The organism is Microbacterium terregens, from assembly GCF_039534975.1.
Lineage (GTDB): Bacteria > Actinomycetota > Actinomycetes > Actinomycetales > Microbacteriaceae > Microbacterium > Microbacterium terregens.
Map to the genome: position 1 here is coordinate 810,715 of NZ_BAAAWH010000001.1, position 18,245 is coordinate 828,959.

The window sequence follows — 18,245 nt, forward strand, 5'->3', positions numbered from 1 at the left end:
GCGCGTCGGCGTGTTGTGACACGGGAAGCCGGTCGGCCGGTGAGCGCGGGCGCTCGGAGGCTGCAGTCGCGGCATCCGGCCCGAGGGCTCGCCTGTCGCAAACTGCAAGGCGCGCCGGCGTGTTGCGACAGCGGAGCGGGTGCGACGCGCGGGCTCTCCGGCTCGCCTGTCGCCAAGTGCGGGGCGCGCCGGCGTGTTGTGACAGTAGAGCCGGTCGGCCGGTGGGTACGGGCGCTCGGAGGCTGCGGTCGCGGCATCCGGCCTGAGGGCTCGCCTGTCGCAAAGTGCGGGGCGCGCCGGCGTGTTGTGACAGCGGAGCGGGTCGTGCGATGGCTCGCCTGTCGCAAACTGCCGCGCGCCCGGGCGTGTTGTGACAGGGGAGCGAAAGGGCGAAGGCCGGGGGCCATGAGGGGGAGGGATGCCGCGGCCGCGGCATCCGGAATCAGACGGCGATGTCCAATTCGTTGCCGGGGATCGATGCGAGCAGCCGGCGCGTGTACGGGTCGCGCGGGTTGGTGAAGATCTCCTCGGATGTCGCGGCCTCGACCAGCACGCCGTCCTTCATGACGCACACGTAGTCGCTGATCAGGCGAACCACCGCGAGGTCGTGCGAGATGAACAGGTAGCTCAGCCCGTACTCGCTCTGCAGATCGCTCAGCAGGCGGAGGATCTGGTCCTGGACGAGCACGTCCAGGGCCGAGACGGGCTCGTCGCAGACGATCAGGTCGGGGGAGAGGGCGAGCGCCCGTGCGATCGCGACGCGCTGACGCTGACCGCCGGAAAGCTCGGACGGATACCGGCGCAGCATGGACTGCGGCAGGGCGACGTCGTCCAGCAGCTGCCGGACGCGCGCCGAACGCTCCTTGGACGACCCGCGCTTGTAGAAGTCCAGCGGCTCGATGATCAGCCGCTCGATGGAGAACATCGGGTTCAGTGACGAGTACGGGTCCTGGAAGATCGGCTGCACCCGCTGGCGGAACGAGTCGAGCTGCTTGCCCTTGAGGGCCGCGACGTCCTGGCCGTCGAAGCGGATGACGCCACTGGTCGGGTCGACGACCTTGAGCAGCATGCGCGCCGTGGTCGTCTTTCCCGAACCGGACTCGCCGACGATCGCCACCGTCTCGCCGCGCGGGATCGCGAAGGAGACGTCGTTGACCGCCGTGAACTCTTCCTTGCGGCCGCGGATCTTGAACACCTTCGTCAGGTTCTCCACCTCGACGATGTAGTCCGGCGCCGCCGCGGGCTCAACCGCCGCACGCTCAACCGCCGCGCGCTCCGACACCACCGCGGGCTCCGACACCGCCGCCGGCTCCGACACCGCAGCGGGCTCCGAAACGGATGCCGCGGCATCCGTCACCCGGTTCTCCGACGTCGGCTTGCGGAAGGCTTCCGGGCGCAGTCGCACGGCCGCCACCGACGGTGCGGCGCGGACCAGCGCCTGCGTGTACGGCTCCTGCGGGTCTTCGAGGATCTGCCGGGCAGGACCCTGCTCGACGATGCGGCCCCGGTGCATCACGACCACGCGCGAGGCGCGCTCGGCGGCGAGGCCGAGGTCGTGCGTGATCAGCATGAGCGCGGTGCCCAGCTCGCCGGTCATGCGCTGGAGCTGGTCGAGGATCGTCCGCTGCACCGTGACATCCAGCGCGCTGGTCGGCTCGTCTGCGATCAGCAGCTTGGGGTTGCACGCCAGCCCGATCGCGATCAGCGCGCGCTGCCGCATGCCGCCGGAGAACTCGTGCGGGTACTGCTTGGCCCGCTCGGCGGCATCGGGAAGGCCCGCCGCGGCGAGCGTCTCGACCACCTTGCGATCGACGTCCCGTCGCGTGGCCAGGCCGTGGGCGAGCAGGGTCTCGGCCACCTGCGTGCCGATCTTGGCCACCGGGTTGAGGTTGGACATCGGATCCTGCGGCACCAGACCGATCGACCCGCCCCGGATGCCGCGCATCACACTCTCCGGGGCACCCACCAGGTCTTCGCCCTCGAAGAGGATGCTGCCCTTCGTCACCCGTCCGTTGCCGGGCAGCAGGCCGATCACGGCCATCGCGGTCGTGGACTTGCCCGAGCCGGACTCGCCGACGATGGCGAGGGTCTCGCCGGCGGCGAGGTCGAGGTCGACGCCCTCCACGGCGTGGACGGTGCCATCGACCGTCCGGAACTCGACCGCGACATCGCGGACCTGGAGGAGCGGCGTGCCGGCGGCGACGCGCTCAGAGGATCGGGCCATGCGTCCATCCTGCCTGGCGCGGGGGCACGACGCATCCGCAGCGCTCGAGCCTTTACGCACTCGTAACCCGCCGCCGTCGCGGGTGCCGCGACCCGGCTGTGCACAACGTCGGCAATCCGAGGCCCGACCGGCCTGGAAGCCGCGTCTTCGCGCGTCACTGTCCGCACCCGGCGTTCGGATTGGCGGAGTTGTGCGCAGCCGCCCGGCGTTACCGTGGAGCATGGCCTGGATCGACCTCAACGCAGACCTCGGCGAGACCGTTGCGGGAGTCCCGACGGCGGACGACGAGGCGATGTTCGCGGTGATCTCCAGCGCGAGCATCGCGTGCGGCGGCCACGCGGGGGATGCCGCGTCCCTCGCGGTCGCGGTCGACCGCGCCGCCCGGTTCGGCGTCGCCATCGGCGCGCATCCCTCGTACCCGGATCCCGCGAATTTCGGCCGGATTCCGCGCGCGATGCTCCCCGCGGAGCTGACCGCGGCCGTCGCGGAGCAACTCGCCGCGCTCGTCGATGCCGGGGGCGACGTCCGGTACGTCAAGCCCCACGGAGCGCTCTACCACGCGGTCACCGCCGACGCCGCGCACGCGGATGCCGTCGCGGCCGCGGTCGCCGACCTCGCAGCCCGACTCGGCCGGCCCGTCGCGGTGCTGGGCCTGCCGGGCCGGATCGAGCGGTCGGCGCGCGCAGCGGGGCTGCCCTTCGTCCGTGAGGCGTTCCTGGATCGCGGCTACCGCCCGGACGGCTCGCTCGTTCCGCGCGGAGAGCCGGGCGCGCTGCTGCACGACCCCGACGAGGTGGCCGCCCGCGCGGTCCGCCTGGTCCGCGAAGGGGTGGTCGAGGCGCTCGGTGGGATGCTGGTGCCTGCGGAGGCGGCATCCCTGTGCCTCCATGGCGATTCGCCCGACGCGGTCGCCATGGCCCGCGCGGTGCGGGCCGCGCTGGAGTCCGACGGCATCGTGGTGCGGGCGCCGTGGTGACTCCGCTTCCGCTGCGCGTGCTGCCGATGGGTGAGAGCGGCGTCCTTATCGAGGTCGAGTCGCTCGCTGCGGCCATCGCGCTGCACGCCCGGCTCGACGGATCCCGGCCGGCCGGTGTCGTGGACCTCGTCCCGGCGGCGCGCACGGTGCTGGTGCGGGTCGATCCCGCCCGGCTTCCGCTTGCGGCGGTGCGATCCTGGGTCGCCCGCACGACGATGGATGCCGCGCCGACCGCCCCCGCGCGCTCCTCGGTCGTCGAACTCGACGTCGCCTACGACGGCGCGGACCTCGCCGAGACCGCGGAGCTGCTCGGCGTCAGCGCGGACGCACTCGTGCGGGCGCACACCGCTGCCGAGTGGACGGTCGCGTTCACCGGGTTCGCGCCCGGCTTCGGCTACCTCGTGAGCCCGGAGTGGACCTTCGACGTGCCGCGCCTGCCGAGCCCGCGCACGCGCGTGCCGCGCGGCTCGGTAGGCCTGGCCGCGGGCTTCACCGGCGCGTACCCGAGGGACACGCCGGGTGGGTGGCGGCTGATCGGGACCACGACGGCGCCGCTGTTCGACCCGGATGCCGCCTCACCCGTGCTGCTCGCACCCGGGACCCGCGTGCGGTTCCGCGCGTCCCGCGCCGCCGCCCCCGCCGCCGAGACGGCAACCGCGCCTCGAGACAGGGTCGAAACCCCGCCGGCTCGAGGCGCGGAAGCAGCCGCTTCACGATCTCCGGAGCCGAGCATCCGGATCGGCGAACCGGGGCTGCTCGCGACACTGCAGGACCTCGGCCGCGCCGGGTACGCCTCCCTGGGCGTCGCCGGGTCCGGGGCCCTCGACCGTGGCTCCCTGCGCACCGCCAACCGGCTGGTCGGCAACCCCGAGGGTGCGGCCGCCATCGAGGTCACGATGGGCGGATTCCGCGCCGTCGCGCTGCGGGACCTGTGGTTCGCGGTGACCGGGGCGTGGGGGCCGATCCGACTCGACGGCCACGAGCTCGACCCCTACGAGGCGTACGCGTGGCCTGCGGGAGCTCACTTGCATCTGGACTGGTTCCGCTCCGGCGCCCGCGCCTACCTCGCGGTGCGCGGGGGCGTCGAGGCCGCGCCCGTGCTGGGGTCACGCTCGCGCGATGTGCTCGCGGGCATCGGTCCGCCGCCGCTGCGCGCCGGGGACGAGCTGCCCATCGGTTCCGACCCGGTCGATCCCATTCCGGTCGCCACGGTCGCGCCGTGGGGTGCGCCGCACGACGACGAGATCGAGGTCGAGCTGGCGCCGGGTCCGCGGGCGGATTGGTTCGCGGCATCCGCCCTGTCCGCCCTGTATGAGGCGGTCTGGACGGTCACGAACGACACGGACCGGGTGGGGATGCGCCTGAACGGGCCGGCGCTGCCCCGCGTGCGCGACGACGAGCTGCCGAGCGAGGGCATGGTGCCCGGTGCCCTGCAGGTGCCCCCGAGTGGACGGCCGACGATCCTGCTCGCCGACGGGCCGGTCACCGGCGGGTATCCGGTTCTCGCGGTGGCGACGGATGCCGCGCTCGACCTGCTCGCGCAGGCGCGGCCGGGCACGCGGGTGAGGTTCCGGCACGCGCGGCCGGCCTGAGCGCCGGTCCGCGCGCCCCACATCGGTCGCAGCTTCGGACCCGTGCCGTGGAATCGGAGCAGCGGGGGGTGGGGATCCGATTCCGGCGCCGATCTCCGAGACCGCCGAGACCCGAAACACGGACGGGGGATGCCGGCTACCAGTGCGACAGCGCCTCGGCCGCCAGCGCGCGCTCGGGCTCGGGCAGTGCCAGCGCCACCGCCTCGGCCACCGTCAGCTGCGCGCCCTCGCGCTCGCCCGCGGCCACCGCGTCCGGATCGCTGCGGCGGACCGCATCCAGCGACAGCTCGTGGACGGTGAACGCCTCGACGTCGAAGACGCCGATCCGGTGGCGGATGGCGGCGGCGGCCGCCGACAGTGCACCGGCGCGGCGCGCATCGCCGTGCGCGGCGGCGATGGCGCAGATGCCCTCCAGCCCGTAGGCGATGCCCTCCTCGTGGTGCAGCTTGACGGAATCGACGAGGGTGCGCCGGAACACCTCTTCGGCTTCGTCGACCTGACCGCCGACCAGCAGCAGACGTCCGATCTGGTTGCCGGCGACGGACCGGGTGAACAGGTCGCCGCCGGCCTCGGCGACCGCGCTCGCGCGTTGGAAGTGCGCGAGCGCCTCTTCGCGGGAACCGCGCAGCCAGGCGACGCGGCCCAGCGAGACCCGCGTGATCGCCTCCCCCCACCCGTTTCCGAGGCGGTGCAGCCGTTCCACCGCGTCATCCAGCTCGTGTGCCGCCGTTTCGACGTCGGGCTGGGGCAGCTGCACCCGCGCGGTCGCGCGTGCCGCCAGTGCCATGGCCGCGGCATCCTCGTCCCCGCTCTCGGTGAACAGCCGGACGCACTCGGCGAGGCCCGCGACGACCTCCTCGGACGGCTGCTGCCACATCTCCCCCCACAGCGCGAAGAACCAGGCGATCGCTCGGGAGCGCGGCAGGATGGGCTTCTCCTTGCCGAGCAGCTCCAGCATCCACACCCTCACCCCGCCGAACAGGCCCATGATCCACCAGTAGATGAGCAGTCCCCACGCGAACTCGGCGGCGTCGTCGAGCCGGTCGGTGTAGACCAGGTGGCGGATGGCCGCCCGCAGGTTCGCGAGTTCGATGCTCAGGGATGCGAGCGTCGCGGCCTGGCTCTCGGTGCGCAGTTCGCCGCCGTGGCGGCGCACCACTGCGGTGTAGTAGTCGGCGTGCGCATTGCGCATCTTGCGGGCCTCGCCGCGATCCTTGAGCCTGCCCAGCGCGTATTCGCGCACGATCGCCAGCAGCGAGAGCACCGGACGACCCTGGACCTCGGTCTGCTTGACCAGCGAGCCGTCGATGAGGGCCGTGATCCCGTCGATCGCGTGGCCCTCCCACGATCGCCCCACGCCGATCGCCTCCACCGCTTCGAGTGAGAACCGCTCCGCGAAGACGCCGAGATCCTCGAGCAGGGCGCGGTCCTCGGCGGCCAGCAGGCCCACGCTCCAGTCGAGGGTCGCGCGCATCGTGCGATGGCGCTGCGGCAGATCGCGCACCGCCGCCGTCAGCATCGGCAGGCTCTTCTTGAGGCGCTCCGCGATGGCAGCGGGGGTGAGTATCCGCAGCTTCGCCGCGGCCAGCTCGATCGCCAGCGGCAGCCCCTCGAGCCGGCGGCAGATGTCCATGACGGCGCCGGCGTTGTCCTCGGTCAGTTCGAACGAGGGCTTCGCGGCCCGGGCGCGGTCGACGAACAGCTGCACCGCCGTCGACGTGCGTGCCCGCTCCAGCGTGCCGGGCGCGTTCGGGCTCGGCGTGCCCAGCGCGCGCACGTCATACACCTGCTCTCCGCGGATGCGCAGCACGATGCGGCTGGTGACCAGGAAGCTCGCGCTCGGGGCGACGGTGTACAGCCGCACCAGCACGGGCGCGGCATCCACGATCTGCTCGAAGTTGTCCAGCACGATCAGGACGTTGCGCCCCGCGAGGGCGCGCGAGATGCGCTCCTCGAGTGCCGCCTCGCCGTTGTCGCGGATGCCGAGCGTGTACCCGATCGTGGGGAGCAGCAGTCCCTGCTCGAGCACGTTCTCGAGCGCGACGAAGTAGGTGCCGCCGGGGAAGAGGGTGCGGGCGGCGAGGGCCACTTCGATCGCCAGGCGGCTCTTGCCGATCCCGCCGGGGCCGATCAGGCTGATCACCCGGTCTGTGCCGCGGGTGAGCATCTCGAGCACCTCGGCGATCTCGCGCTCGCGCCCGATCGTGGTCGTGTACGGGACCGGCACGCGGGCGATCAGGGGGGACGGATCGGATTCGGCCGGCTCCTCCTCCGCACGCGACTCCTCGAACCGCTCGGCGAGCAGCGTGGCCAGGTCGACGCTGACCTGGGACTCCAGCTCCTCCGCCGTCGTGAACGGCAGGTAGGCGGCGGTGTCATCCTCCTGGATGCGGGCGATCAGCTGCGCCAGACGGTCGTCCCGGTGCTCGCTCTTCTTGATGTAGATCAGCTTGGGCATCTCTCGCGGGGCGAGGCGGTACTCGTCCTCCAGCCCCGAGATCTCCTCGTCGGGGGCGACCCAGCCGTAGCTGTCACCGTAGATGCCGACGAACACGTCGCTCTGGGACAGATAGGACCGGTACAGCTCCCGCGGCGGGTGCGGGCGGGCGCCGAGTTCGAACATGACCGGCGCCAGCTGCATGCGCTCGATGGCCGCGCGGACGGCACGTCGTTCGTCGGCGAGTTCGCGCAGCGTCGAACTCACGAACACCCGGATCCGCTGGTCGGGCGTACGGATCACGGGCTGCACTCCGGGCCTCACCACTGCGCCAGAGCCTCTCCCACGGCGGGGTCGATAACCGGCAGCGCCAGCGCGATCGCCTCGGCCACGGTCATCTCGGCTCCCGCGCGCTCACCCGCCGCGACGCTCTCCGGATCGCTCGCGCGGATCGCCTCGAGCGGTGCCAGGTGCACCGCGAAGCCCTCCACGTCGAAGAGTCCGGTGCGCTGGCGCATCGACGCGGTGACGGCAGCGAGGGCGCCCACGCGCCATCCCTCCCCGCGCGTCGCCGCGATCGCGCAGATGCCCTCCATGGCATACGCCGCGCCCTCCTCGTAGTGCAGCTGCGCCGAGAGCCCGAGGGTCAGGAACCACTCCCGCTCCGCCGTCTCCACCTCGCCCATGGTGAACAGCACCCGTGTGCGGTTGTTGCCCGACACGATCCGCGTGAACATGTCGTGTCCCTCGTCGGCGACTTCGGCCGACCGGGTGAAGTGCGCGAGAGCCGTCTGAACGTCGCCCTGCACCACCGCCAGCAGGCCGAGCCCCACCTCCGCCATGGACTCCGCCCACCCGTCGCCCAGCTCATGGAGGGTGGCGACGGCATCGGTCAGCTCGGCCTCCGCCTTTTCGGCATCCAGGTCGGGGAACTGCATGCGCGTGGTGGCCCGCGCGGCCAGTGCCATCGCCGCGGCACTCTCGTCCCCGCTCTCGGTGAACAGCCGCACGCATTCACCGAGGCCCGCGACCACCTGGTCGGACGGGCGCTGCCACATCTCGCCCCACAGCGCGAAGAACCACGCGACCGCGCGGGTGTGCTGCGTGATCGGCTGCTGCTTCTCGAGCAGCTCGATCATCCACAGCCGCACTTCGGAGAAGAAGCCCGAGATCCACCAGTACACCAGCAGGGACCAGGCGAAATCGCCGGCGTCGTCGAGGCGATTCGTATAGACCAGGTGCCGCGCGGCCGCGCGCAGGTTCGACAGCTCCAGACCGAGCCGGCGCACCGCCTCGGCCTGGCCTTCGCCGCGGAGGCGCGGTGACACGCTCCGCACCAGCTCGGTGTAGTAGTCGGCGTGCGCAGCGCGGACGACGTCGGCTTCGCCGCGCTCCTTGAGGCGGCCGATCGCATACTGACGCATGATCGCCAGGAGCGAGAACGTCGCGCGCCCGCCGATCTCGACCTGCTTGACGAGCGAGGCGTCCACCAGCTCCGCCAGCGCGTCCAGGCCCTGCCCGTCCCAGGACCGTCCCCGGCCGATCGCCTCCACCGCCTCGAGCGTGAACCGCGTGGCGAAGACGCCGAGGTCCTCCAGCAGGGCGCGCTGCTCGGGCGGCAGCAGGCTGATGCTCCAGTCGATCGTCGCGCGCATGGTGCGGTGCCGGTCCGGCAGGTCGCGGACGGATGCTGTCAGCAGGGGCAGGCTGTGCTCCAGACGCTGCGCGATCCCCTCGGGGGTCAGCAGCCGGATCTTGGCGGCGGCCAGTTCGATGGCCAGCGGCAGTCCCTCGAGCTGGCGGCAGATCTCGGCGACGGCGGTGGCGTTCTCGGCGGTCAGGGTGAAGTCGGGCTTGACCGCCTGGGCGCGGTCGACGAACAGCTGCACGGCCAGCGAGCGTCGCGCCCGCTCGAGGCCGATCTGCCCGGTGCCCTCCGGCGGCGGCAGCGTCTCGACCTCGTAGACCTGCTCGCCGCGGATCCGCAGCACGGTCCGGCTCGTGACCAGGAAGCACGCCAGCGGCGCGACCGTGTACAGCCGCACCAGGACGGGCGCGGCATCCACGATCTGCTCGAAATTGTCGAGCACGATCAGTACGCGTCGTCCCTCGAGGGCGCGGCAGATGCGCTCCTCCAGGCCCGCCTCGCCGTTGTCGCGGATGCCGAGGAAGTAGGCGATCGTGGGCAGCAGAAGTCCCGGCTCGAGCACGCCTTCCAGCAGCACGAAGTACGTGCCGTCCGGAAACAGGTCCTCCGAAGCGTGCGCGACCTCGATCGCGAGGCGGCTCTTGCCGATGCCGCCGGGTCCGACCAGGGTCACGACACGATCGTTGCCCTCGGCGAGCAGCTGCCGGACGTTCGCCAGATCCCGTTCCCGGCCGATGGTCGTGGTGTACGGCGCGGGGACCCGGGCGACCAGGGGTGCCGGCTCCGTCTCGTCCGGTCCGCCGTCGACGCCGGAGCGGGACTCGTCGAACCGCTCGGCGAGAAGGATCGCGAGGTCTCCGGACACGCGATCGACGAGTTCGTCGGCGGTGGCGAAGGAGAGGTAGGCGGCGGTGTCGTCGGTTTGGATGCGGGAGATGAGCTCTTTGAGCCGGTCTTCGCGGTGGTCGCTCTTCTTGATGTAGATGAGTTTGGGCATCTCGCGGGGAGCGAGGTCGTATTCGTCTTCGAGTCCGGAGATCTGCTCGTCCGGGGCGACCCAGCCGTAGCTGTCGGCGTAGATGCCGATGAACACGTCGCTCTGGGAGAGGTAGGAGCGGTAGAGCTCTCGGGGTGGGTGCGGGCGGGCGCCGAGTTCGAACATGACGGGGGCGAGCTGCATGCGTTCGATCGCGGCGCGGACGGCGCGCCGTTCGTCGGCGAGTTCGCGCAGGGTCGAACTCACGAACACCCGGATCCGCTGGTCGGGCGTACGGATCACGGGCTCTCGCGCCCCAGTCATGACGCCATCATGGCGCCTATGCGCCTGTATGCACCAGAGGGATCCGAGCACGGAATGGGAGGGTGCCGCGCGTGGTTATACCGTACGAACCCGATCTTTTCAAGAACTCGACTGGACACGGCGTGGCATACCGCGTATAGTCGTTCCTTGCGCTCTTGGATTCCCCCTGCCCTCATATGGTGGTCGGCTGTGCCTGCGTGCCCCCGCTTCTCGAACTCACCTTTCTGAAGCGGAGTGTGGCGCCCAGGTTTCGGGGACAAATGAGCACTCCACCCTGACGACAAGGAAACGAGCCCCGCCCCGGGCCCACGGAGGTAATCCCCTTGGCTGCTGCGCGCAACGCATCTACCACCACCACCATCAAGAACGGCCGCGGAGCATCCCGCCTCTCGTTCGCCAAGATCACAGACACGCTGACGGTCCCTGACCTTCTCGCGCTGCAGACGGAGTCCTTCGACTGGCTCGTCGGCAACGACCAGTGGAAGGCGCGCGTCACCGAGGCCAAGAGCATCGGCCGCACCGACGTGCCCGAGATCAGCGGTCTCGAGGAGATCTTCGAGGAGATCTCGCCGATCGAGGATCTGAGCGAGACCATGCAGCTCTCGTTCACGAACCCGTACCTCGAGCCGGAGAAGTACTCGATCGACGAGTGCAAGGAGCGCCGCAAGACGTACGCCGCCCCCCTCTACGTCGAGGCCGAGTTCATGAACCACCAGACCGGTGAGATCAAGACCCAGACGGTCTTCATGGGCGACTTCCCGCTCCAGACCGGCAAGGGCACCTTCATCATCAACGGCACCGAGCGTGTCGTGGTCTCGCAGCTCGTGCGTTCACCCGGCGTGTACTTCGACCGGACGCCCGACAAGACCTCGGACAAGGACATCGTCTCGGCGCGGATCATCCCCAGCCGTGGCGCCTGGCTCGAGTTCGAGATCGACAAGCGCGACCAGGTCGGCGTGCGCATCGACCGCAAGCGCAAGCAGTCGGTCACCGTCTTCCTCAAGGCGCTCGGGCTGACCAGCGAGCAGATCCTCGAGGAGTTCGCCGGTTTCGACTCGATCGACGAGACCCTCGCCAAGGACACCATCCTCTCCAAGGAGGACGCGCTTCGCGACATCTACCGCAAGCTGCGCCCGGGCGAGCAGGTCGCCGCCGAGGCCGCGCGTGCGCTCCTGGACAACTTCTACTTCAACTCCAAGCGCTATGACCTGGCGAAGGTCGGTCGTTACAAGATCAACCAGAAGCTCGGCCTGGACGCGCCCCTGTCGGACTCGGTCCTGACTGTCGCCGACATCGTCGCGACGATCAAGTACCTCGTCCGCCTGCACCGTGGTGACACGACGTTCAACGGTCTCCGCGGCGGCAAGCCGGCCGAGATCCGCATGGACATCGACGACATCGACAACTTCGGCAACCGTCGCATCCGCGCGGTCGGCGAGCTGATCCAGAACCAGGTCCGCACCGGTCTGTCGCGCATGGAGCGCGTCGTCCGCGAGCGCATGACCACGCAGGACATCGAGGCGATCACGCCGCAGACCCTGATCAACGTGCGCCCCGTCGTCGCCGCGATCAAGGAGTTCTTCGGAACGTCCCAGCTGTCGCAGTTCATGGACCAGAACAACCCGCTCGCGGGTCTGACCCACAAGCGTCGCCTCTCCGCGCTCGGCCCCGGTGGTCTGTCGCGTGAGCGTGCCGGCGTCGAGGTCCGTGACGTCCACCCGTCGCACTACGGTCGCATGTGCCCCATCGAGACCCCGGAAGGCCCGAACATCGGCCTGATCGGATCGCTCGCGTCGTTCGCGCGCATCAACTCGTTCGGCTTCATCGAGACCCCGTACCGCAAGGTCGTCGCGGGTCAGGTCACCGACCAGATCGACTACCTCACGGCCAGCGTCGAAGAGGACTACATCGTCGCCCAGGCCAACGCGCCGCTGAAGGCCGACGGCCACTTCACCGAGGACCGCGTCCTCGCTCGCAAGAAGGGCGGCGAGGTCGACCTCTTCCACGCGGACGAGATCGGCTACATGGACGTCTCGCCCCGCCAGATGGTGTCGGTCGCGACCTCGCTCATCCCGTTCCTCGAGCACGACGACGCGAACCGCGCCCTCATGGGTGCGAACATGCAGCGTCAGGCCGTTCCCCTCCTGCGTTCCGAATCCCCCGTGGTCGGCACCGGTATGGAGGGCTTCGCGGCCATCGACGCCGGCGACGTGGTCACCACCGAGAAGGCGGGCGTCGTCCTCGAGGTGTCGGCGGACGTCGTCACCGTGCAGCTCGACGAGGGCGGCACGCAGCAGTACTTCCTGCGCAAGTTCGACCGCTCCAACCAGGGCACGAGCTACAACCAGCGTGTTGTGGTCTCGGCCGGCGAGCGTGTCGAGGTCGGCCAGGTCATCGCTGATGGCCCCGCGACGGAGAACGGCGAGCTCGCGCTCGGCAAGAACCTCCTCGTGGCGTTCATGCCGTGGGAGGGTCACAACTTCGAAGACGCGATCATCCTCAGCCAGGACCTGGTCAAGGACGACACCCTCTCCTCGATCCACATCGAGGAGTACGAAGTCGACTCCCGTGACACCAAGCTCGGCAAGGAGGAGATCACCCGTGATCTCCCCAACGTCAGCCCGGATCTGCTGAAGGACCTCGACGAGCGCGGCATCATCCGCATCGGCGCCGAGGTTCGTCCCGGCGACATCCTGGTCGGCAAGGTCACGCCCAAGGGCGAGACCGAGCTGTCGGCCGAGGAGCGCCTCCTGCGCGCGATCTTCAACGAGAAGAGCCGCGAGGTCCGCGACACGTCCCTGAAGGTGCCTCACGGCGAGCAGGGCACGATCATCGCGGTGAAGGAGTTCAACGCCGAGGACGGCGATGACGAGCTCGGCTCCGGCGTCAACCGCCGCGTCGTGGTCTACATCGCCCAGAAGCGCAAGATCACCGAGGGCGACAAGCTCGCCGGCCGGCACGGCAACAAGGGTGTCATCGCGAAGATCCTGCCCGTCGAGGACATGCCCTTCCTCGCGGACGGCACGCCTGTCCAGGTCATCCTGAACCCGCTCGGCATCCCCGGTCGAATGAACTTCGGCCAGGTGCTGGAGCTTCACCTCGGCTGGATCGCCCAGCAGGGCTGGAAGGTCGAAGGCAAGCCGACGTGGGCCAAGCACCTGCCGGCGCAGGCCTTCGAGGGTGCGCCCGGCACCAAGGTCGCCACTCCGGTGTTCGACGGTGCCGCCGAGGAGGAGATCGCGGGTCTGCTCGACTCGACGAACCCCACCCGCGACGGCGATCGCCTGATCGGCTCGAGCGGCAAGACCCTGCTGTTCGACGGTCGTTCGGGTGAGCCGTTCCCGGAGCCTGTCTCGGTCGGCTACATGTACATCCTGAAGCTGCACCACCTCGTCGACGACAAGATCCACGCACGCTCGACGGGTCCGTACTCGATGATCACCCAGCAGCCGCTCGGTGGTAAGGCGCAGTTCGGTGGTCAGCGCTTCGGTGAGATGGAGGTGTGGGCCCTCGAGGCCTACGGCGCCGCATACGCGCTCCAGGAGCTCCTCACGATCAAGTCCGACGACATCCTCGGTCGCGTCAAGGTGTACGAGGCGATCGTCAAGGGCGAGAACATCCAGGAGCCCGGCATCCCCGAGTCGTTCAAGGTGCTCATGAAGGAGATGCAGTCGCTCTGCCTGAACGTCGAGGTCCTCTCGGCGGACGGCACGGCGGTCAACCTCCGCGACACCGACGACGACGCTTTCCGTGCCGCGGAAGAACTCGGCATCAACATCTCCAGCCGCTTCGAATCCTCGTCCATCGACGAGATCTGATTCCGGCCTCGATTTCGATACGGCGGCGCGGCCGCCCACTCAATCACCGAAGTTTTAAAGCACACAGGAGAACCAGTGCTCGAATCAAACACTTTCGATCAGCTTCGCATCGGCCTGGCCACTGCTGACGACATCCGTCGTTGGTCGTTCGGCGAGGTCAAGAAGCCTGAGACCATCAACTACCGCACGCTCAAGCCCGAGAAGGACGGCCTCTTCGGAGAGCAGATCTTCGGGCCTTCCCGCGACTGGGAGTGCGCGTGCGGAAAGTACAAGCGCGTCCGGTTCAAGGGAATCGTCTGCGAGCGCTGCGGCGTGGAGGTCACCAAGTCCTCCGTCCGTCGTGAGCGCATGGGCCACATCGAGCTCGCCGCGCCCGTCACCCACATCTGGTACTTCAAGGGCGTCCCCTCGCGCCTCGGATACCTGCTGGACATGGCGCCGAAGGACCTCGAGAAGGTCATCTACTTCGCCGCGTACATGGTGATCTCCGTCGACGACGAGGCGCGTCACCGCGACCTCGCGACGCAGGAGAACAACATCCGTCTCGAGCTGAAGACGCTCGGCGACCGGCGCGACTCGCGCATCGCCACGCGCCTGCACAAGCTGGAGGAGGAGCTGGCCGCCCTGGAGGAAGAGGGCGCGAAGGCTGACGCGAAGAAGAAGGTCAAGGACGCCGCGGAGAAGGAGATGGCGGGAATCCGCAAGTCCTTCGACGACCAGATCATCCGGCTCGAGAAGGTGTGGGAGGACTTCCGCACCCTGTCCGTCGGTGACCTCAAGGGCGAAGACGAGATCTTCCACGAGCTCCAGGACCGCTTCGGTCAGTACTTCGAGGCCCACATGGGCGCGGAGTCCATCAAGCGCCGTCTCGAGGCGTTCGACCTGCAGGGCGAGTCCGAGAACCTGCGCCTGCAGATCTCCGAGGGCAAGGGTCAGCGCAAGATCCGCGCGATCAAGCGTCTCAAGGTCGTCAGCGCGTTCCTGCAGACGGGTATGAGCCCGGCATCCATGGTCCTGGACGTCGTCCCGGTCATTCCGCCGGAGCTGCGCCCGATGGTGCAGCTGGACGGTGGCCGCTTCGCGACCTCCGACCTGAACGACCTGTACCGCCGCGTGATCAACCGCAACAACCGTCTCCGTCGCCTGATCGACCTCGGCGCCCCCGAGATCATCGTCAACAACGAGAAGCGGATGCTGCAGGAGGCCGTCGACGCACTGTTCGACAACGGCCGTCGCGGTCGCCCCGTCACCGGCACCGGAAACCGTGCACTGAAGTCCCTGAGCGACATGCTCAAGGGCAAGCAGGGCCGCTTCCGCCAGAACCTGCTCGGAAAGCGCGTCGACTACTCCGGCCGTTCGGTCATCGTCGTCGGTCCGCAGCTCAAGCTGCACCAGTGCGGCCTGCCGAAGCAGATGGCGCTCGAGCTGTTCAAGCCGTTCGTCATCAAGCGCCTGATCGACCTCGGTCACTCGCAGAACATCAAGGCCGCCAAGCGCGCCGTGGAGCGTACGCGCCCCGAGGTGTGGGACGTGCTCGAGGAGATCATCCGCGAGCGCCCCGTGCTGCTGAACCGTGCGCCGACGCTTCACCGTCTCGGCATCCAGGCGTTCGAGCCCCAGCTTGTGGAGGGCAAGGCGATCCAGCTGCACCCGCTCGTGTGTGCCGCGTTCAACGCGGACTTCGACGGCGACCAGATGGCCGTCCACCTGCCGCTCTCGGTCGAGGCCCAGGCCGAGGCTCGCATCCTGATGCTCGCCTCGAACAACATCCTGAAGCCCTCGGACGGTCGTCCGGTGACCCTGCCTTCACAGGACATGATCATCGGTCTGCACCACCTCACGACGGTCAAGAAGGGCGCCGCCGGCGAAGGCCGCGCGTTCGGTTCGGTCGGCGAGGCCATCCTGGCCAAGGACGAAGGCACGCTGGACCTGCAGGCCAAGGTGCGCATGCGCATCCCGGGTCTGACGTTCCTCGAGGCCGAAGGCGACACGCAGGAGTCCATCGCGGCGTACGAGCGCAACGGGCTCGTGGAGACCTCGCTGGGTCAGGCGATCTTCAACGACACGCTCCCCAAGGGCTACCCGTTCGTGCGCACGCAGGCCGACAAGGGCAAGCTCTCGGAGATCGTGAACAAGCTCGCGGAGGAGTACCCCAAGGTCGAGGTCGCCGCGACGCTGGACCGCATCAAGGACGCCGGCTTCTACTGGGCCACCCGTTCGGGCGTGACCGTCGCGCTGAGCGACATCCTCACCCCGCCGGACAAGCCCGCCATCGTGGCACGCCACGAGAAGGCCGCCGCCAAGGTGCAGTCGCAGTACGAGAAGGGTCTGACGACCGACTCGGAGCGTCGCCAGGAGCTCATCAAGATCTGGACCGAGGCGACCGAGGAAGTGCAGACCGCGATGCGGGCGAACTTCCCCGAGGACAACACCATCAACCGCATGGTCTCGTCCGGTGCTCGTGGTAACTGGCTGCAGATCCGGAACATCGCGGGTATGCGTGGTCTGGTGAACAACCCCAAGGGTGAGATCATCCCCCGTCCGATCATCTCCTCGTACCGCGAGGGTCTGTCGGTGGCGGAGTACTTCATCGCGACGCACGGTGCCCGCAAGGGTCTGGCCGACACGGCCCTCCGTACGGCCGACTCGGGATACCTCACCCGTCGTCTCGTGGACGTCTCGCAGGATGTCATCATCCGCGAGGACGACTGCGGCACCTCGAAGGGACTGGAGCTGCCGATCGCGGCTGCCGGTGCCGACGGTGTGCTCGTCAAGGACGCGAACGTCGAGAACTCCGTGTTCTCGCGCACGCTCGCCTCTGACGCGGTCGACGCCAAGGGCAACGTGCTGGCCGCCGCCGGCGACGACGTGGGCGACGTGCTGCTGAACACGCTGATCGATGCGGGTGTGGAGACCATCAAGGTGCGCTCCGTACTCACGTGCGACTCGGCTGTCGGCGTCTGCGCGCAGTGCTACGGCCGTTCGCTCGCGACCGGAAAGCTCGTCGACATCGGCGAGGCCGTCGGCATCATCGCGGCCCAGTCGATCGGTGAGCCCGGAACGCAGCTCACGATGCGTACCTTCCACACGGGTGGTTCGGCCTCGGCCGATGACATCACCCAGGGTCTGCCCCGTGTGCAGGAGCTCTTCGAGGCGCGTACCCCCAAGGGCGCGTCGCCGATCGCCGAGTCCGACGGTCGGATCACGATCGAAGAGAACGATCGCGCCAAGAAGGTCATCCTGACGCCCGACAACGGCGAAGAGCCGCACGTCTACCCGGTGCTGCGCCGCGCGACGCTGCTGGTCGAGGACGGCCAGCACGTCACGGTCGGTCAGCCGATCCTGGTGGGCACGCTGGACCCCAAGGAGGTCATGCGTGTCATGGGCGCCCGCGAGGTGCAGCGTTATCTCGTCAACGGCGTTCAGGGCGTGTATCGCTCGCAGGGTGTGCCGATCCACGACAAGCACATCGAGGTCATCGTGCGCCAGATGCTGCGCAAGATCACCGTGGTGGACCACGGCGAGACCACGCTGCTTCCGGGCGAGCTGGTCGACTTCAAGAAGTACCAGAACATGAACCGTGCGGTCGTGGCCGAGGGCAAGCGCCCCGCGTCCGGTCGCCCGGAGCTCATGGGTATCACGAAGGCGTCGCTTGCGACCGAGTCGTGGCTGTCGGCGGCGTCGTTCCAAGAGACGACGCGCGTGCTGACGCAGGCCGCGATGGAGGGCAAGAGCGATCCGCTCCTCGGCCTCAAGGAGAACGTCATCATCGGAAAGCTCATCCCCGCCGGAACCGGACTTGCGAAGTACCGCAACGTCGTGGTCGAGGCGACGGAAGAGGCGAAGAGCGAGCGGTACCCCAACCGCATCTTCGCGTCGGACGGCGCCTACAGCGACGCCGACCTGAGCTACGTCGACTTCGACAGCTTCTCGACGGACGACTTCACGCCCGGTACGTACAACTAGACACGAGCGGGCTCAATGCTGCGCAGCAGCGTTGAGCCCTCTTCGTGTCGAGATCGCATCTCGGTACGCGCTGCGCGCTACTCGATGACCGGGCCGCGAAGCGGCCGTATCGAGATCTCCACGAAAGGCCCCGGTTCGCCGGGGCCTTTCGTGCGTGCGGCACCGGCACCCGCTGCTGTTTCCTGCGTGAGCGGCGCAAGAATGCGCCGCGCGAACAGGAAAGCGGCGCGCGCCCGGCGCGAGGACGGATGCCGCGGCCGCCGTGTCCGGTCCACCGGCCCTCG

Annotated in this window: 7 protein-coding genes; 4 read left to right on the top strand and 3 right to left on the bottom strand. The window is 69.2% G+C overall.

The features are described 5' to 3' along the window. Positions 1 to 442: 442 nt before the first annotated feature. On the bottom strand, positions 443 to 2,224 hold the full coding sequence (locus tag ABD655_RS03750; protein WP_344711714.1) for a dipeptide ABC transporter ATP-binding protein: 1,782 nt from the start codon (positions 2,222 to 2,224) through the stop codon (positions 443 to 445). A 220-nt stretch (positions 2,225 to 2,444) separates the two neighbouring features. Between ABD655_RS03750 and ABD655_RS03755 the strand changes: the two genes are divergently transcribed. Further along, positions 2,445 to 3,200 carry a 5-oxoprolinase subunit PxpA gene (locus ABD655_RS03755; RefSeq protein ID WP_344711716.1) on the top strand — a complete coding sequence of 252 codons (756 nt, stop codon included), beginning with the start codon at positions 2,445 to 2,447 and terminating at the stop codon, positions 3,198 to 3,200. Further along, the gene (locus ABD655_RS03760; RefSeq protein WP_344711718.1) at positions 3,194 to 4,792 is read left to right on the top strand and encodes a 5-oxoprolinase subunit B/C family protein; all 1,599 of its coding nucleotides are present in this window, start codon (positions 3,194 to 3,196) and stop codon (positions 4,790 to 4,792) included. Before ABD655_RS03755 ends, ABD655_RS03760 begins: the two co-directional genes overlap by 7 nt. 136 nt (positions 4,793 to 4,928) lie before the next feature. On the opposite strand, the gene ABD655_RS03765 is transcribed toward ABD655_RS03760, so the two are convergent. Both ABD655_RS03765 and ABD655_RS03770 read right to left on the bottom strand, forming a co-directional pair. Beyond that, positions 4,929 to 7,556 (bottom strand): ATP-binding protein, encoded by a 2,628-nt coding sequence (locus ABD655_RS03765; protein WP_344711719.1) that lies wholly within the window; start codon positions 7,554 to 7,556, stop codon positions 4,929 to 4,931. Beyond that, positions 7,550 to 10,177 (bottom strand): DUF4062 domain-containing protein, encoded by a 2,628-nt coding sequence (locus ABD655_RS03770; protein ID WP_344711721.1) that lies wholly within the window; start codon positions 10,175 to 10,177, stop codon positions 7,550 to 7,552. The genes ABD655_RS03765 and ABD655_RS03770 overlap by 7 nt, the downstream gene beginning before the upstream one ends. Before the next feature lie 323 nt (positions 10,178 to 10,500). Here ABD655_RS03770 and rpoB point away from each other — a divergent pair, with 323 nt between their 5' ends. Together rpoB and ABD655_RS03780 are read left to right on the top strand one after the other, a co-directional pair. Next, positions 10,501 to 13,995 (top strand): DNA-directed RNA polymerase subunit beta, encoded by a 3,495-nt coding sequence (gene rpoB, locus ABD655_RS03775; RefSeq protein ID WP_344711723.1) that lies wholly within the window; start codon positions 10,501 to 10,503, stop codon positions 13,993 to 13,995. A 75-nt stretch (positions 13,996 to 14,070) separates the two neighbouring features. Further along, complete coding sequence (locus ABD655_RS03780) at positions 14,071 to 17,961, top strand: DNA-directed RNA polymerase subunit beta' (protein ID WP_344711724.1); 3,891 nt, start codon at positions 14,071 to 14,073, stop codon at positions 17,959 to 17,961. Positions 17,962 to 18,245 lie beyond the last annotated feature (284 nt).

What these genes read in the sequence shown, in the direction of transcription:
- ABD655_RS03755 (WP_344711716.1), top strand. Translation starts at nt 2,445, where the DNA reads ATGGCCTGGATCGACCTCAACGCAGACCTCGGCGAGACCGTTGCGGGA.
- ABD655_RS03770 (WP_344711721.1), bottom strand. Translation starts at nt 10,177, where the DNA reads ATGACTGGGGCGCGAGAGCCCGTGATCCGTACGCCCGACCAGCGGATC.
- ABD655_RS03750 (WP_344711714.1), bottom strand. Translation starts at nt 2,224, where the DNA reads ATGGCCCGATCCTCTGAGCGCGTCGCCGCCGGCACGCCGCTCCTCCAG.